At 34.1% G+C, this 25167-nt stretch carries 24 protein-coding genes; 16 read left to right on the forward strand and 8 right to left on the reverse strand.

From position 1 onward, the window contains the following. Window positions 1-6: 6 nt before the first annotated feature. From ACE94K_RS15835 to menA, 3 genes are all read right to left on the reverse strand, one after another. Window positions 7-1053, reverse strand: a complete 1047-nt coding sequence (locus ACE94K_RS15835; protein ID WP_378174376.1) for an o-succinylbenzoate synthase — start codon at window positions 1051-1053, stop codon at window positions 7-9. Further along, a complete protein-coding gene (locus tag ACE94K_RS15840) occupies window positions 1053-1733 on the reverse strand; it encodes a metal-dependent hydrolase (RefSeq protein WP_378174379.1) in 681 nt (226 codons plus the stop codon). Before ACE94K_RS15840 ends, ACE94K_RS15835 begins: the two co-directional genes overlap by 1 nt. A 103-nt stretch (window positions 1734-1836) precedes the next feature. After that, a complete protein-coding gene (menA, locus tag ACE94K_RS15845; RefSeq protein WP_378174382.1) occupies window positions 1837-2790 on the reverse strand; it encodes a 1,4-dihydroxy-2-naphthoate octaprenyltransferase in 954 nt (317 codons plus the stop codon). Between the two features lie 85 nt (window positions 2791-2875). Here menA and ACE94K_RS15850 point away from each other — a divergent pair, with 85 nt between their 5' ends. The 7 genes from ACE94K_RS15850 (at window position 2876) to ACE94K_RS15880 (ending at window position 9353) form a co-directional block, all read left to right on the forward strand. Continuing rightward, complete coding sequence (locus ACE94K_RS15850) at window positions 2876-4063, forward strand: helix-turn-helix domain-containing protein (protein ID WP_378174385.1); 1188 nt, start codon at window positions 2876-2878, stop codon at window positions 4061-4063. Window positions 4064-4217: 154 nt separating this feature from the next. After that, a complete protein-coding gene (locus ACE94K_RS15855; RefSeq protein WP_378174388.1) occupies window positions 4218-5921 on the forward strand; it encodes an alpha-amylase family glycosyl hydrolase in 1704 nt (567 codons plus the stop codon). A gap of 135 nt (window positions 5922-6056) precedes the next feature. Then, the gene (locus tag ACE94K_RS15860; protein ID WP_378174391.1) at window positions 6057-6575 is read left to right on the forward strand and encodes a DoxX family protein; all 519 of its coding nucleotides are present in this window, start codon (window positions 6057-6059) and stop codon (window positions 6573-6575) included. An 11-nt stretch (window positions 6576-6586) separates the two neighbouring features. Continuing rightward, on the forward strand, window positions 6587-7468 hold the full coding sequence (locus tag ACE94K_RS15865; RefSeq protein WP_378174394.1) for a GIN domain-containing protein: 882 nt from the start codon (window positions 6587-6589) through the stop codon (window positions 7466-7468). 356 nt (window positions 7469-7824) lie between these two features. Next, window positions 7825-8187: a hypothetical protein gene (locus ACE94K_RS15870; protein WP_378174397.1), complete on the forward strand. Its 363-nt coding sequence runs from the start codon at window positions 7825-7827 to the stop codon at window positions 8185-8187. Between the two features lie 200 nt (window positions 8188-8387). Further along, a complete protein-coding gene (locus tag ACE94K_RS15875) occupies window positions 8388-9005 on the forward strand; it encodes a YqaA family protein (protein ID WP_378174400.1) in 618 nt (205 codons plus the stop codon). Window positions 9006-9077: 72 nt separating this feature from the next. Then, window positions 9078-9353, forward strand: coding sequence for a DUF3817 domain-containing protein (locus ACE94K_RS15880; protein ID WP_378174403.1), 276 nt, complete (start codon window positions 9078-9080; stop codon window positions 9351-9353). A 77-nt stretch (window positions 9354-9430) separates the two neighbouring features. Here ACE94K_RS15880 and ACE94K_RS15885 read toward each other — a convergent pair whose 3' ends face one another. Further along, window positions 9431-11476 (reverse strand): HD family phosphohydrolase, encoded by a 2046-nt coding sequence (locus tag ACE94K_RS15885; protein WP_378174406.1) that lies wholly within the window; start codon window positions 11474-11476, stop codon window positions 9431-9433. A gap of 181 nt (window positions 11477-11657) precedes the next feature. On the opposite strand from ACE94K_RS15885, the gene ACE94K_RS15890 reads away from it, so the two are divergent. The 5 genes from ACE94K_RS15890 to ACE94K_RS15910 all read left to right on the forward strand — a co-directional run bounded on the left by ACE94K_RS15890 (window position 11658) and on the right by ACE94K_RS15910 (window position 15659). Then, a complete protein-coding gene (locus ACE94K_RS15890) occupies window positions 11658-12836 on the forward strand; it encodes an acetyl-CoA C-acyltransferase (RefSeq protein WP_378174409.1) in 1179 nt (392 codons plus the stop codon). A 59-nt stretch (window positions 12837-12895) separates the two neighbouring features. Beyond that, window positions 12896-13645 carry an NlpC/P60 family protein gene (locus ACE94K_RS15895; protein WP_378174412.1) on the forward strand — a complete coding sequence of 250 codons (750 nt, stop codon included), beginning with the start codon at window positions 12896-12898 and terminating at the stop codon, window positions 13643-13645. Between the two features lie 22 nt (window positions 13646-13667). After that, window positions 13668-14198, forward strand: coding sequence for a GNAT family N-acetyltransferase (locus ACE94K_RS15900; protein ID WP_378174415.1), 531 nt, complete (start codon window positions 13668-13670; stop codon window positions 14196-14198). A 77-nt stretch (window positions 14199-14275) separates the two neighbouring features. Next, window positions 14276-14857, forward strand: a complete 582-nt coding sequence (locus tag ACE94K_RS15905) for a TetR/AcrR family transcriptional regulator (RefSeq protein WP_378174418.1) — start codon at window positions 14276-14278, stop codon at window positions 14855-14857. A 52-nt stretch (window positions 14858-14909) separates the two neighbouring features. Further along, window positions 14910-15659, forward strand: a complete 750-nt coding sequence (locus ACE94K_RS15910; protein WP_378174421.1) for an SDR family NAD(P)-dependent oxidoreductase — start codon at window positions 14910-14912, stop codon at window positions 15657-15659. A gap of 61 nt (window positions 15660-15720) precedes the next feature. Here ACE94K_RS15910 and ACE94K_RS15915 read toward each other — a convergent pair whose 3' ends face one another. From ACE94K_RS15915 to ACE94K_RS15930, 4 genes are all read right to left on the reverse strand, one after another. Then, window positions 15721-17886 carry a DUF5916 domain-containing protein gene (locus tag ACE94K_RS15915; RefSeq protein ID WP_378174424.1) on the reverse strand — a complete coding sequence of 722 codons (2166 nt, stop codon included), beginning with the start codon at window positions 17884-17886 and terminating at the stop codon, window positions 15721-15723. A gap of 204 nt (window positions 17887-18090) precedes the next feature. Beyond that, a complete protein-coding gene (gap, locus tag ACE94K_RS15920; RefSeq protein WP_378174427.1) occupies window positions 18091-19080 on the reverse strand; it encodes a type I glyceraldehyde-3-phosphate dehydrogenase in 990 nt (329 codons plus the stop codon). Window positions 19081-19153: 73 nt separating this feature from the next. Beyond that, window positions 19154-19834, reverse strand: coding sequence for a DUF2461 domain-containing protein (locus tag ACE94K_RS15925; RefSeq protein ID WP_378174430.1), 681 nt, complete (start codon window positions 19832-19834; stop codon window positions 19154-19156). A gap of 136 nt (window positions 19835-19970) precedes the next feature. Continuing rightward, window positions 19971-20390 carry a CBS domain-containing protein gene (locus ACE94K_RS15930; RefSeq protein WP_378174433.1) on the reverse strand — a complete coding sequence of 140 codons (420 nt, stop codon included), beginning with the start codon at window positions 20388-20390 and terminating at the stop codon, window positions 19971-19973. Window positions 20391-20717: 327 nt separating this feature from the next. On the opposite strand from ACE94K_RS15930, the gene epsC reads away from it, so the two are divergent. The 4 genes from epsC (at window position 20718) to ACE94K_RS15950 (ending at window position 24959) form a co-directional block, all read left to right on the forward strand. Further along, entirely contained in the window at window positions 20718-21509 is a 792-nt protein-coding gene (gene epsC / locus ACE94K_RS15935) for a serine O-acetyltransferase EpsC (RefSeq protein WP_378174436.1), read from the forward strand. Further along, window positions 21509-22393: a cysteine synthase CysM gene (cysM, locus tag ACE94K_RS15940; RefSeq protein ID WP_378174439.1), complete on the forward strand. Its 885-nt coding sequence runs from the start codon at window positions 21509-21511 to the stop codon at window positions 22391-22393. Before epsC ends, cysM begins: the two co-directional genes overlap by 1 nt. A gap of 68 nt (window positions 22394-22461) precedes the next feature. Beyond that, complete coding sequence (gene pulA, locus ACE94K_RS15945; RefSeq protein ID WP_378174442.1) at window positions 22462-24447, forward strand: type I pullulanase; 1986 nt, start codon at window positions 22462-22464, stop codon at window positions 24445-24447. A gap of 59 nt (window positions 24448-24506) precedes the next feature. Next, window positions 24507-24959, forward strand: coding sequence for a pyridoxamine 5'-phosphate oxidase family protein (locus tag ACE94K_RS15950; RefSeq protein WP_378174445.1), 453 nt, complete (start codon window positions 24507-24509; stop codon window positions 24957-24959). Window positions 24960-25167 lie beyond the last annotated feature (208 nt).

Below are 25167 nucleotides of genomic sequence, written 5' to 3' on the forward strand. Positions count from 1 at the left end.
TATAATTTATTTTTTAACCAAATATGGTACCTCCCATTTATTTTCAGGTAGATACGTCAATGTCCCTTTTTGGACTTCCAAAGGCGAATTTATATTATTACTATATAAACCTCCGGTTCCTAGACCTTGTGGCATTTTATTATTTAAAGTAAAAGTATACTGCGCTATTGCGTTTAATCCAATATTACATTCTAATGCACTCGTAATCCACCATCCAATACCTAATTCATCCGCAAGGTCAATCCATTCTTGTGTTCCTTTAAACCCTCCTATCAAACTTGGTTTTAAAATGATGTATTGAGGTTGTATAGTTAGTAGTAGTTTTTTCTTATCCGTTACACTAAAAACACCAATTAATTCTTCATCCAATGCAATTGGTAACGGAGTTTTCCCACACAAGCCTTTCATCTCCTCTAACTGACCTTGTTTAATTGGCTGTTCTATACTATGGAGATCGTATGTGCTTAACCTGTTTAACTTGTCTAAGGCATTGGCAGGTGTAAAAGCACCGTTGGCATCTACTCGCAGCTCGATAGTCTCTTTATTAAATTGAGAACGTATATAAGAAATAAGTTCCAGTTCTGCTTCAAAGTCAATTGCTCCGATTTTCATTTTTATACAATCAAATCCCTGCTCTAACTTTTCGATGATCTGGTTTCTCATAAACTGTTCCTCGCCCATCCAAATCAATCCATTAATAGGTATGGCTTCTTTTCCTTCTGTAAATTTTGAGGGAAATAAGATAAACGGAGAATCACTTTCTAATGATTTGAAAGCCATTTCCACACCGAACTGAATACTGGGAAATTCAACTAATTCTTTCCATAGTTGTTCTACTCCTAAATGTATATGATTACAGGTCCATTCCAACTTTTCTTCATAATCTGGTCGATCATCTATGCTCAAGGTTCTTAGAATTCCGCATTCTCCAATACCTTGCTTTCCTTCAGCAGTAATAACAATAAACCAGGTTTCTTTAGTCTTTAATACTCCGCGAGAAGTTCCACTAGGTCTTTTGAATTCTAGAATGTGTTTATGATAAGTAGCCTTCATTATAGCTCTATACTCTGACCGACATCTAACAACATCAAATCTTTATCTTTAGCAAAAAACTTTCTTTTAGCTTCATCGTGATCAATTTCTATATATCCAAAAGTATCATAGTGAACACCTAGTACTTTATCACATTCTACAAAATCACTAGCTAGAATAGCGTCATCAATTCCCATAGTAAAATTATCACCAATAGGTAGTATTGCTAAATCCAATTTAGTAGATAAAGGAATTAATTTCATATCCATCGTCAATGCAGTATCCCCAGCTATGTAAATGTTTTTGTGTTCTCCTTCTATCACAAATCCTCCCGGTTGTCCACCATAACTCCCATCTGGAAAACTACTGGTATGAATTGCATTAACATACTTTACTTTTCCGAAGTCAAACTCCCAATTACCACCGTGATTCATTGGGTGTACTTCTATACCTTTCTCTTGATAATGCATAGCAATTTCATAATTCGAAACGATCGTGGCATCGCTGTTTTTGGCTATAGCTTCTGCGTCTAGCGTATGATCCTGATGCGCGTGCGTTAAGAGTATAAAATCAACTTTAAAATCGTCAATATTCAATTTATCCTTAGTTAAAGGATTTCCAGAAATAAAAGGATCCACCAAAACTTTAGTTTCTTTAATTTCTAATAATAAGGTATGATGTCCGTAAAATGTAATTTTCATTGTGTGAGTTTTTTTATGTATAGATCCCGCTCTGCAGCGGAATAAGTTCCACTAATAGTTTTAAATTCGCTTTGCAAGCTCTTTAAAACTAAGTATCACTAAATTATAAAATCTGTCCTAAACTAAACAATATGGCCAATAAAAATGTTGACAGTGCTACTTTTTTTAATTCAGGATCCAAATCCTTTGTGTCTTTTGTTTTTCGTACTTTGATTATATGAATAACCAAGGGAATAAATGCTACCAAAAACAATAGGTTAACGTGATTTTGATAGGTAAAAAATAAAAATATAATCATTATTAAGATAGCACCTATAATTAGAAAATAATGATACTTTTTAGCTTTTGCTATGCCTAATTTCACCACTAACGTATTTTTATCTGCTTTTTTATCACTATCGTGATCGCGCATATTATTGAGATTCAATACGGCCACACTAAGAAAACCTACGGTTGTTGCGGGAAGAAATACCAACCAGTTTAAATTCTTTGTAAATAAAAAATAACACCCTACGACACTCACTACCCCGAAGAAAATAAAAACAAAGAGATCACCTAATCCACGATATCCATAAGCAGAATCTCCCACTGTATATTTTATGGCAGCCGCAATTGCGATTATTCCTAATATAAAAAAGAAAACGGAATAAAAGAAATAGGCTCTTCCGAAGGAGATATAAATGAGCAATACAGCTAGAATTAGTGTTATGATTGCGGTTATAACAATCCCTTTAAACATCTCCTTTTTAGAGATGGCTCCACTTTGCAATGCCCTTTCTGGCCCTACTCTATCTTCATTATCCGTACCTTTTACTCCATCCCCATAATCGTTAGCAAAATTGGATAAGATTTGTAATCCCAACGTAGTAAGAATAGCAAGTAAAAAAATTCTAGTCTCAAAAAACATTTTTGGAACACAATCATATAATACTGTTGGATCATTAGATGTGGCTAACATATCTGCCTGTCCTAAAACGGACCCAACAATAATACCGGATACTGATAATGGTAAGGTACGAAGTCGTGCTGCAGAGATCCACGCTTTGAATTTGGTCATTATAATCTAAATTATAGTCAAAGGAACAGTATTTTAATTTAAAAAAAAATAAAAAATAATTCTCTGAATTATTTAAATTAGCACTATGCCTATTTTAATACCATTAGAATTTCCTTCCTTTAATATCTATAGTACACCATTATTGCTGTTAGTTTTACAAGCTTTCGTTTTTGCTTTTCTTTTATTAGTTAAATATTTTAAAAAGAAGTACTTATCGGCTTTAATTTTATCAATTCTTATCTTTATTACAGGTTATCATAGAACTACCTATACCATTGGTTTTATGGAATGGTATGATACCTACAGAAATACTAAAATCAATTATTGGCTCATTGCACTCTCATTAGCAATTGGTCCCTTGCTGTATTTTTATGTCAAATCAATAACTACTTCTAATTTCAGGTTCAGAAAAAAGGATATTATACATTTTATTCCGGTTACCTTATATGTTATCTATAAAATTTTTATTTTTATCTACGATGCATCCCAGCCAGGGTTTAGTGACACTCAAAATGGGTATCTCAAAGTTTTTTTAGATGAAAAATATGTAAGTCCACTGATAGGAATTGTAGAAAACTTACAAATGCTTTTATATCTTGCCTTTACCATTCAACTCTATTATATCTATCGAAAAAAAATTCAACAGTTTTTTTCTAACACCTATAGTCTAGAGTTGAATTGGATCCGGAACTTTCTTTTTATTTACTCTTTTTTATTCCTATACAGTGTATTTCAAGGTGTCATCGACTCTGTAATTACTGATTTACATTGGACCCAACGATGGTGGTATCACTTCTTTACTGCAGTAGCCATTATATATATAGGAATTAAAGGGTATTTTACAGATACCAATAAACTGAATGAGCTTAATTTTTCGGTTGTTGTTAAAGAAGAAATTAATGAAACACAAACTGTGCTTAGCGATGATGTAGTTAAAAACAAAGAAAAGATACAGCAGTATATGGAAGAAGAAAAACCATTTCTAAATCCCGATCTTAATCTTACTGAATTATCTAAAATGCTTAAAATTCCCGCATCAATCGTTTCTGATACAATCAACTCTGGATTTGATAAAAATTTTAATGATTTTGTAAATTCCTATCGAGTTAAGGCAGTACAAACTATGCTTCAACAAGGTAAACAAGAACATTTATCGTTATTGGGTATTGCTTATGAATGTGGTTTCAATAGTAAAGCAACTTTCAACAGGGTCTTTAAAAAACTTACAAATACTTCACCTTCTCAATATGTTGCATCTCAAAAAAATAGCTGATTTTGCCATTTTTATGAAATTCGCAATTGTACAAAACTGGATTTTTATATTCAATTTTATAGATTAGCAACTTAAACCAGTATTGATTATTGTTTTCAAAGTATGTTATTATTGAAGTTCAATCAAAATACTTAAAAACATTAAAAACAAACAAATGAAACATTTATTAACAACTATCCTATTGGGACTTTTTACCATTCTTATTTCTTGTAAAAATGAGCCCAAAACTACATCAACTATAGCAGAAACGGCTGAATCCCAAGAAATCAAACCATTGACTAAAGAAAAGATGCCTTTTATTTGGGAAGGTGCGAATGTATATTTCCTACTTGCAGATAGATTTAAAAATGGAGACCCTACAAACGACGAGGTTTTAGACAGAACAAAAGAGACCGGAGTGTTGCGTGGTTTTGAAGGAGGTGATATTAAGGGTATTATTCAGATGATTGAAGATGGATATTTCAAAAACCTCGGAATCAATGCACTTTGGGTGAATCCACTTGTAGAACAAATTCATGATAGTGTGGATGAAGGAACCGGTAACACTTATGCTTTCCACGGATATTGGGCAAAGGACTGGACAGCTATAGATCCAAATTTTGGAACCTATGAGGATCTAAAAAAATTAGTAGAAGTTGCCCACGCAAACGGAATAAGAATTTTAATGGATGTTGTTATTAATCACACAGGCCCCGTAACTGATAAAGATCCGGTATGGTCCGAAGAATGGGTTCGTACCTCGCCTCAATGCACATATAAAAATTATGAAACGGCAGTGCAGTGCACGTTGGTTGAGAATCTTCCGGATATCAAAACTGAAAGCGATGAAGAGGTTAAACTGCCTGAAGCGCTTGTTGCTAAATGGACAAAAGAAGGAAGATTAGAGGCAGAAATGGATGAATTAGAACTGTTTTTCGCCAAAACGGGTCTTAAGCGATCACCAAAGAACTATATAATAAAATGGTTGACCGATTATGTACGGGAACTAGGAATTGATGGATACCGCGTCGATACCGTAAAGCACGTAGAAGAAGATGTTTGGGCTGTATTAGCAGAACAAGCCAAACTAGCTTTTGAAGAATGGAAGAAAAATAATCCAGACAAAGTGTTGGACAATAATCAATTCTATGTTCTTGGCGAATTATATGGATACGGAATTGATGGCAAACGCTTTTATGATTTTGGAGATAGAAAAGTAGATTATTATGCCAATGGCTTTGATAATCTTATAAATTTTCAATTTAAATATGATGCAGGAAGACTGGACTACGAAGCATTATTTAGTAAATACAGTAATGCATTACAAACTGGTTTGATCGGAAAAAGCGTTATGAATTATATCAGTTCTCACGATGATGGAGACCCTTTTGATAAAAAACGAAAAAAGACTTACGAATCTGCTACAAAACTCTTACTAACTCCAGGTATTTCGCAAGTATACTACGGAGATGAAACTGGAAGAACCTTAATTATAGAAGGCGCACAAGGAGATGCAACGCTGAGATCTAATATGAACTGGGATGATTTGGAAACTGATGAAACAAAATCTTTACTACAACATTGGTCAAAATTAGGTAATTTCAGAAAAGATCATCCGGCGATCGGCGCAGGAAAACACAAAATGATTACAGAAACCCCATATGTCTTTTCAAGAACATATGATAAAGATGGTCTTTTTGATGCTGTAATCGTGGGGTTAAATCTGAGAAAAGGAACTAAAACCGTCAAGGTGAATTCAATTTTTAAGGATGGTACGGTTTTAACCGATGCATATTCTGGTGAAGAAGCTACTGTAAAAGATGGTAGTTTAACTATCAAATCTGATTATGATATCATACTATTAGAAGTTAAAAAATAGTTCATTTACAGACCGACTCACTTAAAATAGGACGGCTCAAATTATGATTTGAGCCGTCCTATTTTGTTTTGGGGCGCAGTATTCACAACTGATTCAGACATTTGAACCATCAAACAATCTAAAATCGTTTCAGTTATGAAGAATATTATTCAAAAAATCATTTCACCTATCACAATGCAACATTGGTCTATAGATTTATTATTTGCATTTCCTAGAATCATTTGTGGTTATTTTTTAGCAGTAAATTTTGGAGGAAGTAAGTTTGGGGTTCCTTGGAGTCCTGAAGGATCTCCTGACTTAGGCTTCCTGGAAGTTGTGGAGTGGTTTCCAAAAGACATTGCAGAATATGGAGGCTTATTCTCTATGTTCCCGGTATTCTTTGCTTGGATGGGGGCTGCAAGTGAAGCTATCGGAGGAGTATTCTTAATGTTAGGATTAAAAACCAGAGTGGCCTCTTTTTTTATTATGTGTACTATGCTAGTAGCTATTCTTTTCCAGAAATGGGAAAATGGATTATGGGGAATGCTACCAGCCATGGGATTTCTCTGGATTTCTATGTATAACCTTGTTCTCGGATCAGGAAGATTTGGTATCGATTACATAATCAGTAAAAAATGGTTTAAACTACCAAAAACAAACGTATCCTTAATTTAAAATATCTAATCATGAAAAAAATAATAAATCTATTAATACTATTTGTTAGCCTTTCTAATATGGCTCAAATAAAAGGAAATAAAGAAATTACGACCCGAACTTTCAATGGTAACAATATAAAAAACATAAAAATTAATTTCTATGCACAAGTAATTATTGATCAATCCAAAACAGAAGGCATAACCATTACAACCGATGCTAATCTTTTTGATTACATAGAAAAAGAAGTTGTAGATGGTACATTATACCTTGATCAAAAGGAATGGATACAACCTTCAGAAAATGCTAAAATCGTTATAGGAGCTCCAAAAATTCGAAAAGTAGAAAGCGGTACCCACGACACGACCAGAATTATAAATCTCGACAACGATTATATACAAGTTCTTGCTCCTATTGGAAAGGTTTTTATGAATGGTAAAACAAAAGAGTTACGAATCGCCTCAGAACTTGCTTCTGTTGATGCATCTGATCTCATTGCAGAAAACGCCAGAGTAGATATCTGGAGTCGAGGAACTACTAAAGTCTTTGTAACCAATGAAATTGATGCAAAATTAAGTAATGAAGCTACTTTAAACATAATGAATACTCCAAAGAAACTAAAAGGTGATGCTAAAATAAAAACATCAAGACAACCGGAAGTTGAGAATCTCTCTGTAAAATATATAAAATTCAAAATTCAGAATAACTCCCTGACCAGAAATCACTTTTTTGTCATCGGTCCAAAACCGGATGGATCTTCGTTTAGTTATGGTTTCCCAATGATGCCACAGGCTACCAGAAAAGAAAATTGGACAACAGGAACCAAGGTGTATAAAGTTAGTACATTAGGAAAAAGAAAACTTTTAATAACTATTAAAGAAGAAGATAAGGATACTACAGTACCACTATTTTAATTACAAATGACCCCAAAAAGAACTTACCTCCTGTATTCAAGGAGGTAAGTGTTGGGGAAAACAAAAAAAGTAAGGGAAAAATTGTAATTGGAATACTTTTCAAAGATAAAGAGGATTATGGAATTTTGGTTACGGTTAAACCTCAAACTTTAGCTGGAATATTAGTATAGAAAGAATAAACCCTTATTTATCAATGGATTATACGGAAAATTCCCCATTTACGAAGGAGTTTTTTTTCTAGAAATATTTATTTAACATTTAAAATTAAATTTATTGCTTTAAAAGATTTTAAAGATTTGTATAAAGGGGTTAAATTTGCCATAATCATTTTTTAAACCATACTAATCTAATAATCCTTGGAAAATAAAAAGGCGCTCAAATTAATTGACAAAATTCTGAAAGATCTGGAAACATCCGGAATCAACACTGACACACTCATAGATGATCTTAAAACCCTGCGATCTTATGCGTTAGAACAACAGATACCTTTAGTTGTTAAGGTATTAAGACTAACTTACGAACATATTGAGGAAAATGATAGCTTTCTTATCCCAATTCCAGATGATGATCCTATCGAAGAAGATGGGGCACCTTTAGAAAAAGATGTAGATTCAGATCCCGTAGAAAGCTTAATGTACCTTATTTCTCTTTTAAAGGATTTAAAAAACAAAATGAACATTATGGATTTGGCAGATTACAGAGATGCTTTAAATGCATAATCAGCATATTCCTGATCAAAATATTATAGAAGTCCTGAAATATCAGGGCTTTTTCTATTTTTCGGAGAATTAATACAATCGTTTTATTTAATTTCCTCAGTTTATGTAATGACTTTCACATTATTTCGACAAATTTTATGATTTTATAAACGTCAAAAGATCATATAAATATTATTTTTGTGCCTTGCGGAAAAATTACTATGAAAACAAATCCCAAATCTATTAAAAAAACACGATTACAGTTATTGCATCAATATTATAGTTATACCGGTTTTTATAAGTTTTTAGGAACCAGTATGAAAAAAGCACTACCTCCTATTCTACTGTTTATAGCTGGATTATTAATTGTAAATTATTTTGTAATTAATATCAACGATGTTTTGATTTATGTAACACAAAACTATGCGGACTATGTTGTTTTCAGTGTGTTTTTTGCTTCAGAATCTTTATTAGGTCTTATTCCACCAGAAATTTTCATTGCATGGAGTGACAAAGCGTCCAGCCCTATTTTATATCTCTCCATACTAGCTTTATTATCATATTTAGGCGGAGTTATTTCTTATTTTATAGGAAAGTCAATTACCAAAATACCTTCTGTACACGAATACTTAGAAGTGAAAATGGCTAAGCATATCAGAAACACCCGTAAATGGGGTGGTTTTTTGATTATCGTTGGAGCTTTACTTCCTATTCCCTTTTCTATAACAAGCATTGCAGCCGGTATGATAAAATACCCGTTTATCAACTATCTTCTGTTTGGATTGTTACGTTTTGTAAGATTCTATTTGTATGCAGTCGCAATTTTTAGTTTAGTATAAAACTTTAAAAATCGATTGGTATATCCAAAAGCTTGAAATTTAAAACAGATTATTTAATTTTAAATAATACATATGATTACCGGTTTTCGATTCATTAGTTACCTCGAAGGAATTTCTTACTTAGCCATATTGTTTGTAACGATGCCTCTAAAATATTTGTTTGCATCACCCGAACCTAATAAAGTCATCGGAATGGCTCATGGGTTTCTATTTCTAGCCTATATCGTATTAGCTTTCCTGATCAAACCAGAGAAAGAATGGAATAATAAAACGTTAGGAATCGTGCTATTGTGTTCTGTAATTCCGTTTGGAACGTTTTGGATGGATGGAAAATATTTGAAGAATTAGAAGTTTTTGTATTATTTGGTTTTCAAACGCAATACCACGTTGAAATTTAGAGATGAAATACTTAAGAACCAATAGACTTACTCTGGGTATTCAATCCTGAGGTGATAGATATTGGTGAGTTTTCTTTTAAACACCTTCTTTACTTGCTGAATTTCTTTAAAGGTAATATTTGCGTTCAAAAACTGACCGTCCTCCATTTGTTTATTTACGATTTTCTCTACAAAAGAATCGATTAAACTACTGGTAGGGTTTTTTAAACTCTTAGAAGCCGCCTCGACACTATCACTCATCATTAAAATAGCGGTTTCTTTAGAAAAAGGCTTGGGTCCGGGATATTGAAAATCTTCCATGCTTACATTCTCATTGATTTCCTTTGCTTTCATATAAAAGTAATACACAGTACTGGTTCCGTGATGCGTTCTTATAAAGTCAATAACCCTGTCAGGAAGTTTATTTTTTTTGGCAATCTCAATTCCCCTAATTACGTGGTTGATAATAATTTTAGCGCTTTCTTTGGGCGATAAAACATCGTGCGCATTACCAGAAGCGGTCTGATTTTCTGTAAAATACGTAGGATTGGCCATTTTGCCAATGTCATGATATAATGCACCAACCCTTACTAACATAGCGTTTGCTCCAATTTCACTGGCTGCTGCTTCGGCAATGTTTGCTACATTAAGAGAATGGTGAAAAGTACCTGGTGCTTTATCAGACAATTCTTTTAATAACGATGAATTAGTATCACTAAGTTCAAGAAGCGATACATCAGAAATTAAACCAAACATTTTTTCATACGCATAAATTAATGGATGCACAATTAAAGTAGCAAAACCACTAATCACGAATAATCCTATTGTTGTCCAATCAACCTCACTAATGCTTCCTTCATGAATGATATGAAATGCTATATAAGCTAGGACGTAAATGATTGTAATCTGACCTACTGTAATAAATAAGTTGGCCCGCTTATAGGATTCAGAAATGGTTAAAATGGTGACGATACCTGCGATAATTTGTAAAAAGGTGTACTCATAACTATTAGGCACAACAAAACCTAAAATCATTACTGTAACTACATGCGTAAATAAACCAAGTCTAGAATCGAAGAAAGCTTTTAAAATCAATGGTAAAATACATAGCGGAACAATATAAATATAATCCGATTTGTATTTTACCACTAACGTGGTGATCAATACCATTAAAAGGATATTAAATGCTATAAAAGTAACTTGAGTATTATTAGCATATATTTCCCTTCTGTATTTTCGGATAAAAAGTAATAACATGAGTAGCGCCAACGAAACAAGAATACCATATCCAAAAACTATCCAATAAAAGTTTTTATCACTCCATACCTGAGACTCGTACTCAGCTTTTAACGAAGTTAATATTTGCAGTCGATTTCCTTCAACGACTTCTCCTTTGGCAATTATCCTGCTTCCCTTTGAAACGCTTCCTCTAGTTGTAAGTACCTGAGCTAACTCATCGTCTAGAGTACTTTCTGTCAATTTCTGATTCAGGGAAACGTTTGGTTTTACTAAATCATAGAACAGCGCAACAAAACCACTTTTAAATTTTACATACTCACTTTTGTCAATTCTGGAATTAATGAGATCCGTAACAGCATTGGGAGTTAATATCTGACCAAAAGTAATCGCTTCTGCTTTATTACCTTTATTCAAAAAGATTTGTTTCTTATTATCATAAGAATATGACTCCTGTAAAATACCATAGCGATAAATATCATTAAGGATTATCCTACCAAAAAGCTTAGCCTGTTTTCCTGAACTACTTTGATCTAAAGTTTCTAAATTACTCTTAAAAGCTCCATCATAAGCGTCTTTTGCCGTATTTGCGACAATGGTATCATACTCAAAATAAGGTATATTATTGTCTTTTATACGCTTCTTCTCCGCATCAATATCTTCTTGAGTCTTTGCAATGGCAAAATCAAAAGGAGCATACAAATTTTCATATTGCCAAGGTTTCCCTTTGGTAAACTCATATTTAAAAACCCCTCCCTTTGGAAATAGGTATACGATGAGAATCAAGGTAGTAACAAAAAGAAAGCCTTTGTATAGAAAAGACTGATTTTTATAAAAATTATTTAAAAACTTCTTCACAAGAATGATACTAGATATTATCCAAAAGTACTAAAAAATAAGTCAGTACAAAGCAGCTACAAAATTAGTGTAACCTTGATCCCAAAGAATAATAAATCGCACTGTTAACTTAGCTATGTATATACTTTAAAAATCCTTAAATTCGCAAAAAAACAAACACACATAATAAATCTATAATATAATGAGCAAAGAAGTCGTAATAGTATCAGCAGCACGTACACCGATTGGTAGTTTTTTAGGAAGTTTATCTACAGTTCCTGCCACCCAATTGGGATCCATTGCAATCAAAGGTGCTTTAGATAAAATAAATTTAGACCCTTCATTAGTACAGGAAGTATTTATGGGTAATGTTGTTCAGGCAGGTAATGGACAAGCACCTGCAAGACAGGCAGCATTGGGTGCAGGTCTTAGTGATTCTGTACCTTGTACAACTGTCAATAAAGTATGTGCAAGTGGTATGAAAGCGGTAATGCACGCTGCGCAAGCAATCGCGTTAGGAGATGCTGATATTGTGGTTGCCGGCGGAATGGAAAATATGAGCTTGATTCCTCATTATGTTAGATTAAGAGCAGGACATAAATTTGGTCCTCAAACATTAGAAGATGGTATGCAACGAGATGGCTTAGTAGATGTTTATGATCAAAATGCAATGGGTGTTTGTGCTGATTTATGTGCTACCGAGCATAATTTTAGTAGAGAAGATCAGGATGCCTTCGCAATTCAGTCTTACGAGCGTTCGGCAAAAGCCTGGTCTGAAGGTAAATTTGCAAATGAAGTAGTGCCAGTTCCTGTACCACAACGCCGCGGAGAACCTGTGATGGTTACAGAAGATGAGGAATATAAAAATGTAAAAATGGAAAAGATTGCATCATTGAGACCTGCTTTTACAAAGGATGGAACAGTAACAGCGGCAAATGCATCAACTATTAATGACGGTGCTGGTGCCGTTGTAGTAATGAGTGCAGAAAAAGCCGCAGAACTTGGCCTAAAACCCCTGGTAAGAATTAAAAGCTATGCAGATGCTGCCCAAGAACCTAAATGGTTCACTACCGCTCCTGCAAAGGCACTGCCAAAAGCAATTGCAAAAGCTGGTATTTCTTTAGAAGATGTAGACTTTTTTGAATTTAATGAAGCTTTCTCCGTCGTTGGACTCGCTAATATGAAAATACTTGGACTCAATGATTCGAATACTAATGTTAACGGTGGTGCCGTATCTTTAGGGCATCCCCTAGGTTGTTCTGGTGTGCGCATTCTAATTACATTGATGAATGTTTTAGATCAAAATAATGCAAAAATCGGAGCGGCGGCTATCTGTAATGGTGGAGGTGGCGCATCTGCTATGGTAATAGAGCGTATCTAATGGGATACATCTTTATTGAAATTAGTTCAGTGTCTAATATTTAGTATCCTTAAAAATTCATGCTATACGGTATCTGCAATCTTAGTATTGTTCCTTTACGCTCAGAACCAAGCGATCCAAGTGAAATGGTATCACAGGTATTATACGGCGAGCATTTTAAAGTTTTAGAAAAACGAAAAAAATGGAGTCGAATACGACTTGCTTTTGACACCTATGAAGGCTGGATTGATAATAAACAATACATAGAAATCACCGAAGAAACGTATAAAAATTTTGATTCAAAACCATTAGATGTTTCATCAGATTTTATTGATTTTGTAAGCTGTAAAGATAATCAGCTAATGCCAATTGTATTAGGATCTTCTTTGGGTGCCTTAGATTATTTTGAACATCATTATGAAGGTAACAGAATCAGAAAAGTACAGCCAAAAGAAAAATTAGTAGAAACTGCTTATCTATTTCTAAACGCTCCATACTTATGGGGAGGCAAAACAAACTTTGGAATCGATTGCAGTGGCTTTACACAAATGGTGTATAAACTAAATGGGTATAAACTATTGCGTGACGCCTCTTTACAAGCGACCCAAGGGGATCCATTGAGCTTTATAGAAGAAAGTGAACCCGGAGATCTTGCTTTTTTTGATAATGATGAAGGAGCTATTACTCACGTTGGTATTATTATGAAAGATAACTATATCATCCACGCGCACGGCAAAGTGCGTGTGGATCGTATAGATCACACAGGAATTTTTAACAGTGAAACACGTTTATACACCCATCAATTGAGGGTAATAAAACGAGTTATTTAATATACAATAGAATCAAAAAGATATGGAATCTCGGGAATTAAAAATAGTAAGAGTTCTTCCTGAGGATAACTACAAATTATTAAAAATTAGTAGAGAAACCTTCTACGAAGCTTTTGGCCCTCCTGCAAACACTGAAGAAAATATCCAAGCATATCTGGATCAAAATATCACATTAGAAAAAATCACTTATGAGATTTTGCATCCTGAATCTCGGTTCTTTTTCATCTTTTATCTAAATCAAATTGTTGGTTATATAAAAATTAATTTCAGAACTGCTCAAACAGAAATAGTTCAAGGAAAATCTGTCGAGATCGAACGAATTTATATAATAAACACTTATCAAGGCAAAGGTATAGGTAAATATACACTGGATAGAATAATAGAAATCGCCAAAGAACAAAAACTAGAATTTATTTGGTTAGGTGTGTGGGAAAAGAATCTTGATGCTATACAATTTTATAATCGAAATGATTTTAAAATATTCGCCAAACATAAATTCATGCTGGGTTCTGACGAACAAACCGATTTAATGCTGAAATTGATTTTGAAGTAATTTTTCAATTTTAATATTTTCATAACAGTAAAATTGTTTTATTCTTATTAAATTTGAAATGATCATTTCAATATATTATGCCGAAGGTAGAAACATTTAATCGAGAACAAGTCTTGCAAAATGCCACCGCTGTATTCCATAAAAAAGGATATAATGGCACATCTATGCAAGATTTAGTTGATGCCACCTCTTTGAATAGATCTAGTATTTACAATTCATTCGGAAGTAAACTTGGTATGTTTATGGAAGTGCTTTCGTACTATCAAGCAGTTGCGAAAAATTCTATTGGAAAGGAAACCATCCACGCACAAAATGCCGCTGATACTGTTCGTTTAATTTTTGAGATGTATCTTAATGATATTATCACTGATACAGACAAAAAAGGATGTTTAATTGTCAATTGTAAATCGGAAATGACCAATCAAGAACCATTGATTAGATCATTTATGGAACAAAATCAGGAACAAATGCTCGCTATTCTTGAAGATTTAGTACATAATGGCCAGATGCAAAAAGTTTTCAATGAAGAGCAAACAGCAGCTCAATATGCGCTTTATTTATACTCGGCAATACAAGGGTTTCGCATGACAGGTATTCTTAATAATAATGAAGAAGAACTTCGAAATTTAATACATACGGTACTAAAAGTACTACACTAATATTTTTTTAATCTATTTTGAAACGATTGTTTCAAATAAAAATTAACATATAATGAACAAATTAAAAAACAAAGTTGCAGTAATAACCGGAGCTAACAGCGGTATTGGCTTGGCTACAGCCAAAATATATCTTAAAGAAGGTGCTAAAGTAGTACTATCCGGAAGAAGACGAGAAGCATTAGATGAAGTTGCTAAAGAATTAGAAGGTGATTTTATAACTGTAAAAGCAGATGTAGCTATTGCCGCAGATAACAAACGTTTAATCGAGGAAGCAACCAAAAAGTATGGAAAGATCGATATCCTATTTCTGAATGCTGGAATAGCACCTCCCACTCCTACTGCAGATATCACCGAAGAGCATTACAATCATATATTCGATATTAATGTTAAAGGTCCTATTATCGCTACCAAAGAAGCTCTACCACATATAAATGATGGTGGAACAATTCTCTTCACTAATTCTATAGTGCATCAAAAAGGTTTTGACGGGTTAGGAATTTATTCAGCTTCCAAAGGAGCATTGAGAGCATTCCAAAGAGTGCTTACATCAGAAGTAAAATCTAGGGGAATAAGAGTGAATGCAATTGCACCGGGACCTATTGATACTCCTATATACGATAAAATGGGATTACCGGAAGATGTAGTAGAAGAAATGGGAAAAGGATTTGCAGAACAGGTACCTTTAGGTCGTTTTGGAACCTCTGAAGAAGTAGCAAAATCAGCATTATTCCTGGCTTCAGATGACGCTTCATTTATTAACGGAGTCGAATTAGAAGTAGATGGTGGATTAAGTCAGATCTAATCAAAACACTTTTGATCCTATAAAACCTTTCAGATTCCTAAAATTTGAAAGGTTTCTTTTTTTACAGATTTAACCAATAGGTAATTTTAAGGACAATAGAACGTGTTCTAACATCAAACGCAAAACGGTTCATCGGATCCACATCACCTGTTAAGTAATTATCAGTATAGACCAGTATCAGATCAGATACTGGTGCAAATCTCCATTGAATACGAGCGTTGATATTTGTATTATTACTTTGAGAATTATATTGTACAAAAACTGATGTGAATAAACTCTTGGATAAGGTATAGTCTATTCTAGGACTTATTAAATAGGTTTCTCTGGTTCCTTCTAAATGAGGGAGATCAAATATATTAACTGCGTAATTAAGTGAAAAAAATCCTTTAGGTTGGAAACGAATATTAAATCCGCCGCTGGTGCCATAACGCCAACCGTTAAAGTATTCTCCAATATATGGACTCACGTTCCAGCTAAAAACTTTTCGTCTGTCGCTTCCGTAGTTCGCAGTAAAACTCACCCAAGAAAAATCTTGCTCTTCGGCTAATTCTTCAGAGTCTGTGCCAGTTGGGTCAAAAGGATCAAACAGATACACATAGCTGTGATTAAGATTAAAACCAACATTTGATCGCTGCGTGAGTTCTCCTCCCCATCCTGCAGAGAAAAAATGATCTGTTTTACCAAACTCTGGTCTCCAAAAGATATCTGCTTCTGCTCTGTAACTATGATTATTAATAAGATTATTCTGAGGATAGTATCTTAGTTCAGCAGTTGGGTTAATTCTGAAATAATTCGTTCTGGGTACAAATCCCACTTCTGCATTATAATCCTCGTGTACATATTCATGTTTCCAAAGTGCTCCGAACGCTCTAGTATTATAATTTAGGGTCGTTCCCTGTGCTATGGCAAGGTCTTTATCTGGAGAAAAGGTTCCGTGAATAAAACTTTTACCAAACCAGGTATTACTTTTTGTAGAATAATTATAATCCACTCCGGCCATTCTGTTGTATCTATTGATATCTAGTGTATCTAGATTTTCATCAAAATTTACAGCTTGTTTATTCACAGCAATAATCCCGATATTGGATCGTACCCCAATCTTACGTTGAACCACAGCCACTCCAAAATTGGTACCGGGTATACCTTGCTTTTTGCTGGATGCAGTCTGCATATTTAATAAACCTACTCTTGTTTTGGGGTCTACCTTACCACTTAGACGTAGCCCTCCATAAATTCTATTCTGTGCTAGTTCTTCGGTAATTACATCTTCTCCTACACCAATGCGTCTTGAAAAGAATGGATTGATGTTAGAAAAGCCAAATTGCCCAAAAAGATCAGCATTTTCTAAAAAAAATTGTCTTCGTTCGGGAAAAAAGATCTCAAATCGATCAAGATTGGTAATCTGCTCATCAACTTCGACCTGAGAGAAATCAGGATTAACAGTAAGATCCAGGTTTAATCCAGGTGTCAAAGCGATTTTGGCATCTCCGCCAACTTCAAAAATTTCATCGGTAGATGTATTATCCTCATAATCTTTATTAATGCCTGTGGAAACAAAAGGAATCAAGGAAACTGCACTGCTTTTGGTGGTAAGATCATCCTCCCAAATCATTTCTGCGGGATACGCCAAAGTAAATACTACTTGATTTCGTGGTGTACCAGGATAGGTACTGATTTCATTTGACTGTGTATCAAAACGATACGATGTAAATCCCCATTTTTTTGAAGGAATAGGATATCTAAACGTGCTAAAAGGAATTTCTAACTCAGCAGTAAAATACCCATCATATTTCTTGGCATTACCTCTCCATCTGTTATCCCAGGAAGTAGAAAAATCCTGAAATACGTTTCCGCCATTGCTTATAGTCCCTTCTCTTAAAACACCTTCAGGATTGATCCCAAAATAAAAAGCGTTCGTTTGATCATCAAAAGTATCAAATAGTAATGTAATATTATCGTTACCGCCTGCGCGATAGTCTCTTCGCAAAGACTCTACGAGCCAATTATTTCCAGCTGCATAACACTTTATACCGATATACAGATTTTTTTTATCTGTACACATATAAATCTCTGTCTGCGCGGCTGCGGGTAACGAATCATTTGGGAAATACTGTGTAAAATCTTTTGCTGGTGTCAATTTAGACCAAATTGCTTCATCTAATTGCCCATCTATTTTCATAGCCTCTGTAGTAGTACCAACTATAAAAGATCTTTTCTCAGTGGTCACTGATTGAGCAAAACTTTGGTAACAAAGACTTATGCAGCATACAATAATCCAAAACCTCATAGAGAAACTTTCGTATTAATTCTTAATAATTATTAGTTTTTAACATTTTATCCTCAAAAATAGAATACGAAAATTTACTTTGTGTTAAAATTATTACAAACAAAACCAATCATAGAAATAGAAATAGTTAAACCTAATAAATCTTTAGAGTTCCAAAATCTGTCTAATCATCTGATTGGTAAAACCCCACTCATTATCATACCAAATCATAATTTTAACCAAATCTCCATCTACTACTCTGGTCATAGAAGCATCCACGGTAGAGGCAAAAGGATTCATTTGGATATCTGATGAAACTATAGGCTCATAAGTAATGTCTAGCACCTTTCGATATCGATCTGTTTTGGCTTCTTTAAGAAGTATTTCGTTTATTTCTTCTGCTGCTGTATCTCTTTCTGCAATAAAAGTAATATCACTAACAGAACCAACTGGTACAGGTGTTCTTACTGCAATACCATCAAACTTACCTTCAAACTGAGGTAGTGCTTTTGTGGTCGCAATGGCCGCTCCGGTTGAAGTGGGAGTTAGATTTATAGCTCCTGCTCTACCCATTCTAGGGTTTTTCTTAGAGGGAGCATCTACCAAAGTTTGCGATGCGGTATAGGCATGAATTGTATTAAGTATTGCTTTTTTGATTCCAATTGTTCTTCCTAGAATTTCAACAACGGGACTTATATTATTAGTCGTACAGCTGGCACAAGAGAATATTGCCGTTTTACCGTCTTCTGTATTTACTCCGTGAACCACCGTAGGAGTATCTTTGCTTTTTGTAGGTCCCGAAATTACTACGTTGGTTGCACCAGCTTTGATATGTTTTTCTGCATCTTCTCTATTAGTAAAAAAACCTGTGCTTTCTATCACAATATCAATATTATTTTCTTTCCAGGGAAGCTGCTCAGGGTCTCTCTGATTAAAATATAATATCTTTTCGCCATTCACGTGTAAATAGTCTTGGTCTACACGTACTTCTTTGTCGTAAATACCATATACACTATCGTATTTTAATAGATACTGAGCATTTTCTATAGACATTAAGTCATTAACTGCTACTACTTGTAATCCAGGCTCTTCCATAATAACCTTTAGCGCTGCGCGACCTATTCGTCCGAATCCATTGATTGCTATTCTTTTCATGTTTTAATTTTTTGTTGGTTTTTTAAATGTACTGAACTCCCTAACTTTGTAAGATAATGTGTTAATAATTACGTTATTCATTAATCAGGGATACTCCATTTAGATCCGTCGTCAATACATCACTCATATAATCGAAATACGGCCGCAATAATTCATAGTGATATATTAATTTATCTAAGAAATCCGGTGCAAATACCTCTGCATCAGTAAATTGATGACTTACAAAAAACGATTTATTTTTTATCAAATCGATTGCAGGATGATCTTTACTAAAGCCTTTGGGTGCAGTTTTTACCTGATATTCTGAATTAAAATCACCAAATGCCTTTTTAAAATCCGGATTTGCAAGTATATCTCGGATTTCCTGATCATCCATCTCAAACTCCTTTCGAATACGCAACAGGTCTTTAGGCTCCGGACCAAAAAAACCTCCGGCCATTAAAGAATTGCCCGGTTCTAATCGTAAATAGTACCCGCCACGACGATGAGCTCCTGCCCTACTAAAACTAACACTTCTATGAACATTATAAGGAGTTTTATCCTTACTAAAACGAACATCTCTATTAATACGAAAAACCTTTGTTTTTTCAATCTCATCGTGTTCATTGAGTCTTTCCACAACAGCAGCATAAAATGCTTTCAATTCTTTTTCATTGGACTGATAACGTTTCTTATGCTCTTGCATCCAATCTCTATGATTGTTCTTTTTTAAATCTTTTAAAAAATCAAAAGATGATTTTGGTATCGTAGTCATGAAGTTTACTTTATGCCTAAAATTACTAAAATCTAACCGCTGTACAGAAGTTTAACGTAATTTTAAAACAAAACAAAACCTTCCTTGTCTAGAGCAAAGAAGGTTTATTTTTAATAATGATTGTTTAAGAAAGAACTTAAAACTGTTCTAATAAATAGTTTATCAAATCGGTTGTGGTCACAATACCAACCAGTTTTCCATCATCGATTACAGGTAATGCATGAAATTCTTTTTTTGCAAGTATTTCTGCTACTTCTTTGACGGTGGTTGTAGAACTAACACTAACTAAATTTTTAGCCATTACTTGTTCTATCGTAAACATTTCGTAAACAACGGTGTCCACATCACCATCTGTATCGTTCACAGCATCTGCAAAGCTTATGCGAAGCAAATCTGTATAGCTTAACATTCCTATGATCTTATTACCTTTAACAACCGGTATATGTCTTATTTTATGTTCTTTAAATAACATTTCTGCTGTTTCTAAGCCATTAGTACTATTTAAAGTGATAACATCAGAAGTCATTATTCTGGAAACAGGAGTCCTTTTTTTCATGTTGAATTAATTTAAAATGATCTTCAAATGTATCATCCTATTTTAAGATATATTATGATAAATATCAGTGGTTTTGATAATAAAATACAAACGAAACCAGATGAATTTCCTTTGCTAATTGACTTCCTTTTTTACAATACATGAATAGATTATGATGTAGTTCTTTATTGCTATACTACGCTGCATTTTTAACTAATAATTATATATTACTGTCAATTGATAGCGTTCTTTGTTATTATTATTGTAAAAATGTAAGGATTTAAGGCTTTTTGAGACGTATATATTCTTTATTCTATATATTTACTAGACTTTTCATAAAGAAGCACAATGACTAAAGCAAGAGATCAAATCATAGCTCAGATCAAGGAGCAGAAAAAAAATCCAAATCTTAGACTAAAACTTAAGGAGAGAACGGAGTATTTTACAAACCTCCTTTTTTATACGTTATTCGATTCTGAAACTGAGGTTGAAAAGAATATTAACGTTCTGGAGCAAACCTTTGAAGAATTAGTTGATCTTGCCTGTTGGGAAACCGAAAAACCCTGTAGTAAAATTTGGCAATCATACTTAGAAAAGTTACCTGAGATTTTACAAAAATTAAATAAGGATGCAGATTCATTTATGAAAAGTGATCCAGCCGCTAATTCTATAGAAGAAGTATACCTGGCATATCCCGGTTTCTATGCCATAGCAATTTATAGATTAAGTCACGAATTATTAAAATTTGGTTTACCACTAATTCCAAGGTTAATGACAGAGTATTCTCATAGATTAACAGGAACTGATATTAATCCCGGAGCCGAGATTGGTGAATCTTTTTTTATTGATCACGCCACCGGAATCGTAATTGGAGAAACAGCAATTATAAAAGATAATGTGAAAATCTATCAAGGAGTTACTTTGGGTGGACTATATGTTGACAGAAAACTTCGAAATGTAAAAAGACATCCTACAGTAGAAGACAATGTAACTATTTACGCAAATGCAACCATTCTTGGTGGTACTACAGTCATTGGAGCTAATAGTACCATTGGAGGTAATGCGTGGATTACATCCTCTGTCCCAGAAAACTCCATCATATCGAATACTTCAGAAATAAAGATCAAAAAAGTTATTTAATGTCTCATAGCATTCTAGACCTTATCGGAAACACGCCTTTGGTGAAGGCTACTTCTTTACTTAAAAATCCTAATATTACATTATTCTTAAAACTAGAAGGTCACAATCCCGGAGGAAGTGTAAAAGATAGAGCTGCTTATAATATGATTAAATCCGCATTAGATAGAGGGGATATTGATCAAAGCACAAAACTGATTGAAGCAACAAGTGGTAACACAGGTATTGCGTTAGCGATGATTGCAGGCATATTTAAATTGGATATAGAACTGGTGATGCCAGAGAATTCTACCAAAGAACGCGTGCAAACAATGCGTGCCTATGGTGCCAAAGTGACCTTGACCTCTGAAGACGTAGGAATCGAAGGAGCACGTGATTATGCTGAAGCAAAAGTAAATAATGAAGGGTACGTTATGCTAAATCAGTTTGCCAATGATGATAACTGGAAAGCTCATTACAAAACAACTGGACCAGAAATTTGGAAAGATACAGAAGGTAAAATCACCCACTTTGTCTCTTCTATGGGAACCACAGGAACTATTATGGGAACTTCGACCTATCTAAAAGAAAAATCACAAGACATCCAAATTGTAGGTGTACAACCTACCGATGAATCTAGAATCCCTGGAATCAGAAAATGGCCAAAAGAATACCTGCCAAAAATTTTTAATCCTGACAAAGTAGATCAGGTAATAGAAGTTAGTCAGGGTGAAGCCACCGAAATGGCTAAAAGATTAGCCAAAGAAGAAGGAGTGTTTTCTGGTATGAGTAGTGGCGGTTCTGTTACCGCAGCATTAAAATTGGCAGAAACATTAGACAGCGGTGTGCTGGTTGCCATTATTTGCGATCGAGGAGATCGATATCTAAGTTCTGATTTGTTTGAATAAGCCAGACGGGTATACTTAAAACCTAGATTAACCAACCATAACCCTTTATAAACCACAAGTATCAACGTATGAAACGTATTTTCATGTATCTATTTATCTCATCAGCTATTATCTCTTGTTCTGAAAACAAAGTGGAGTATGCTAATTTTGAAGATTATCCTGCTCCAATAGAAGCCGATCTTTGGTTGGATTATTCTAAAGAGGCTACTACCTTCAAAATATGGTCGCCAGTTGCAGAAAAAATACAATTACACCTATATAAAGAAGGTAATGAAGGGACTCCTATCGAAACCTTATTGTTGGATAAAGGCGAAAAAGGAGTCTGGACCAAACAAATTAAGAGAGACCTACACGGCACATACTATACATATCAGACTATGATTGATAGTAAATGGTTAGAAGAAACTCCGGGTATCTATGCTAAAGCGACCGGTGTGAATGGTAAAAGAGCGATGGTTTTGGATTTTGAAACTACTAATCCGGAAGAATGGGACCAAGATCGTGGAATTGAATTAAAATACCCTAATGAAGCCATAATATATGAGCTGCATATTAGAGACATGACAATTCACCCTCAATCAGGATCCAGTATGCCCGGTAAGTATCTGGGATTGGTAGAAAAAGGAACGAAAGGACCTGATAGTGTAGCAACAGGATTTGATCATTTAAAAGATTTAGGAATTACCCACGTACATCTGCTTCCAACCTATGACCACTACTCTATCGATGAAACAAAATTAGACACACCTCAATTTAATTGGGGATATGATCCACAAAATTATAATGTGCCAGAAGGATCTTTTTCATCCGATCCGTATAACGCCGAAGTGAGAATTAAAGAGTTCAAGCAAATGGTTAAAGCGTTTCACGATAACGGAATTGGCGTCATTTTAGATGTGGTTTATAATCATACCGGAAGAACTGAAAATTCTAACTTTAATTTAGAAGTTCCGGGATATTATTATCGTCAATGGGAAGATGGTAAACCTTCTGATGCATCTGCCTGCGGTAACGAAACAGCTTCTGATCGTGCTATGGTTCAAAAATACATAATAGAATCGGTGGCTTACTGGGCAAAAGAATATCACTTGGATGGTTTTCGATTCGACTTAATGGGCATACACGATACCGAAACTATGAATAAGGTAGCCGAAACGGTAAAAAAAATAAATCCAAATATCTTTGTATATGGTGAAGGTTGGACTGCAGGAGATTCTCCCCTGCCTGAAGAAAAAAGAGCATTAAAAAAGAATACTTTACAGATGCCACAAGTATCAGCTTTTAGTGATGACCTAAGAGACGGATTAAAAGGTTCTGTTTTTAAAGAAGAAAGTACCGGCTTTGTGAGTGGTGCAAAAAAAGAAGAGGAATCCGTGAAAATGGGGATTGTAGGTTCTATCCAACATCCTCAGATCGATTATGCTAAAGTGAATTATTCAAAAGCACCTTGGGCTAATGAACCCTGGCAATCTGTATCATACGTTTCTTGTCATGATAATCATACGGTATTTGATAAATTAAAAATTTCTAGAAAAGATGCTACCAATGAGCAACTCATTGCCATGCAAAAACTGACAAATGCAATTGTAATGACTTCACAAGGAATTGCATTTATGCATGCCGGAGCAGAAATGTTGCGAACTAAAAATGGAGAGCATAACTCTTATAACCTACCGGATAGTATTAATCAAATTGATTGGAACTGGAAAAATAAACACGCAGATGTCTTTACTTATCATAAAAACTTAATTGAGTTAAGAAAATCTCATCCTGCATTTAGAATGACCAAAGCAGAGGATGTCAGAGCCAATTTAGAATTTAAAGATGATAACGATGGATTGATTAGCTATCAAATTAGTAATCACGCAAACGGAGATTCCTGGAAAAACATTTATGTTATATACAATAGTAATTCAGAGGCAACAACATATCAGCTTATAGGAGATTGGCAAGTAGCTGTTTCAGGAGATGATTTTGATACAGAAGGAAAGAAAATCGTGAAAAATAAGATTGCTGTTCCACCAATATCGATGATGGTTTTGTTTCAAAATTAGTACGTCATATAATTAATTTTATATAACAATTATTTGCTAGAAATCTTAAAGGAATAAATGTGCAACTAACATCAGAAATAAAGGAATATATGAACAAGAGTGTACTGTGCTGGCTTGCCACAGTATCAGCTGATGGTATTCCCAATGTTTCGCCAAAGGAAATATTTAATTATTATGAAGAAAATTTTATAATTGTTGCCAACATTGCCTCTCCACAAACTGTTAGGAATATTAAGCAAAATATGAATGTTTGTATTAGCTTTATTGATATCCTAGTACAAAAAGGATTTCAGATAAAGGGAAAAGCCGAAATTATCGGTACAACTCATTCAGAATTTTCTTTAATGGAAAAAGTATTGGTTCAAATGACAGGTGGAAAATTTCCATTTGCGTCGATTACAAAAATTAAAATTGAACAAGTAAAACCAATCATTGCTCCCAAGTATATACTGTACCCTGAAACCACCGAAAAAGAACAAATAGAAAGTGCCAAAAAAGCCTATGAATTATAAGCATAATTAAAAAACTGATATTGATTTTAGATGACTATTGCATTACGTTTATATCTAGAATTTTTATAGTACTTTTAAACGTCAGTCATTATAAATAAACACACCAAACAATTGGACAATCTATCCAAATTTGACCAGTTCTATTTTAAGATTAAGCAAAATAGATGGCATTGGTACTTTTCAATCTTTTGTAGGCTTACATTAGCCC

Origin of the sequence: Aquimarina besae (assembly GCF_042434905.1) — a bacterium.
Taxonomy (GTDB): Bacteria; Bacteroidota; Bacteroidia; order Flavobacteriales; family Flavobacteriaceae; genus Aquimarina.

Bases quoted from the DNA above. Each gene is read 5' to 3' on its own strand.
- ACE94K_RS15835 (WP_378174376.1), bottom strand. From the start codon at position 1,053: ATGAAGGCTACTTATCATAAACACATTCTAGAATTCAAAAGACCTAGT.
- ACE94K_RS15840 (WP_378174379.1), bottom strand. From the start codon at position 1,733: ATGAAAATTACATTTTACGGACATCATACCTTATTATTAGAAATTAAA.
- menA (WP_378174382.1), bottom strand. From the start codon at position 2,790: ATGACCAAATTCAAAGCGTGGATCTCTGCAGCACGACTTCGTACCTTA.
- ACE94K_RS15850 (WP_378174385.1), top strand. From the start codon at position 2,876: ATGCCTATTTTAATACCATTAGAATTTCCTTCCTTTAATATCTATAGT.
- ACE94K_RS15855 (WP_378174388.1), top strand. From the start codon at position 4,218: ATGAAACATTTATTAACAACTATCCTATTGGGACTTTTTACCATTCTT.
- ACE94K_RS15860 (WP_378174391.1), top strand. From the start codon at position 6,057: ATGAAGAATATTATTCAAAAAATCATTTCACCTATCACAATGCAACAT.
- ACE94K_RS15865 (WP_378174394.1), top strand. From the start codon at position 6,587: ATGAAAAAAATAATAAATCTATTAATACTATTTGTTAGCCTTTCTAAT.
- ACE94K_RS15875 (WP_378174400.1), top strand. From the start codon at position 8,388: ATGAAAACAAATCCCAAATCTATTAAAAAAACACGATTACAGTTATTG.
- ACE94K_RS15880 (WP_378174403.1), top strand. From the start codon at position 9,078: ATGATTACCGGTTTTCGATTCATTAGTTACCTCGAAGGAATTTCTTAC.
- ACE94K_RS15890 (WP_378174409.1), top strand. From the start codon at position 11,658: ATGAGCAAAGAAGTCGTAATAGTATCAGCAGCACGTACACCGATTGGT.
- ACE94K_RS15895 (WP_378174412.1), top strand. From the start codon at position 12,896: ATGCTATACGGTATCTGCAATCTTAGTATTGTTCCTTTACGCTCAGAA.
- ACE94K_RS15900 (WP_378174415.1), top strand. From the start codon at position 13,668: ATGGAATCTCGGGAATTAAAAATAGTAAGAGTTCTTCCTGAGGATAAC.
- ACE94K_RS15905 (WP_378174418.1), top strand. From the start codon at position 14,276: ATGCCGAAGGTAGAAACATTTAATCGAGAACAAGTCTTGCAAAATGCC.
- ACE94K_RS15910 (WP_378174421.1), top strand. From the start codon at position 14,910: ATGAACAAATTAAAAAACAAAGTTGCAGTAATAACCGGAGCTAACAGC.
- gap (WP_378174427.1), bottom strand. From the start codon at position 19,080: ATGAAAAGAATAGCAATCAATGGATTCGGACGAATAGGTCGCGCAGCG.
- ACE94K_RS15925 (WP_378174430.1), bottom strand. From the start codon at position 19,834: ATGACTACGATACCAAAATCATCTTTTGATTTTTTAAAAGATTTAAAA.
- ACE94K_RS15930 (WP_378174433.1), bottom strand. From the start codon at position 20,390: ATGAAAAAAAGGACTCCTGTTTCCAGAATAATGACTTCTGATGTTATC.
- epsC (WP_378174436.1), top strand. From the start codon at position 20,718: ATGACTAAAGCAAGAGATCAAATCATAGCTCAGATCAAGGAGCAGAAA.
- cysM (WP_378174439.1), top strand. From the start codon at position 21,509: ATGTCTCATAGCATTCTAGACCTTATCGGAAACACGCCTTTGGTGAAG.
- pulA (WP_378174442.1), top strand. From the start codon at position 22,462: ATGAAACGTATTTTCATGTATCTATTTATCTCATCAGCTATTATCTCT.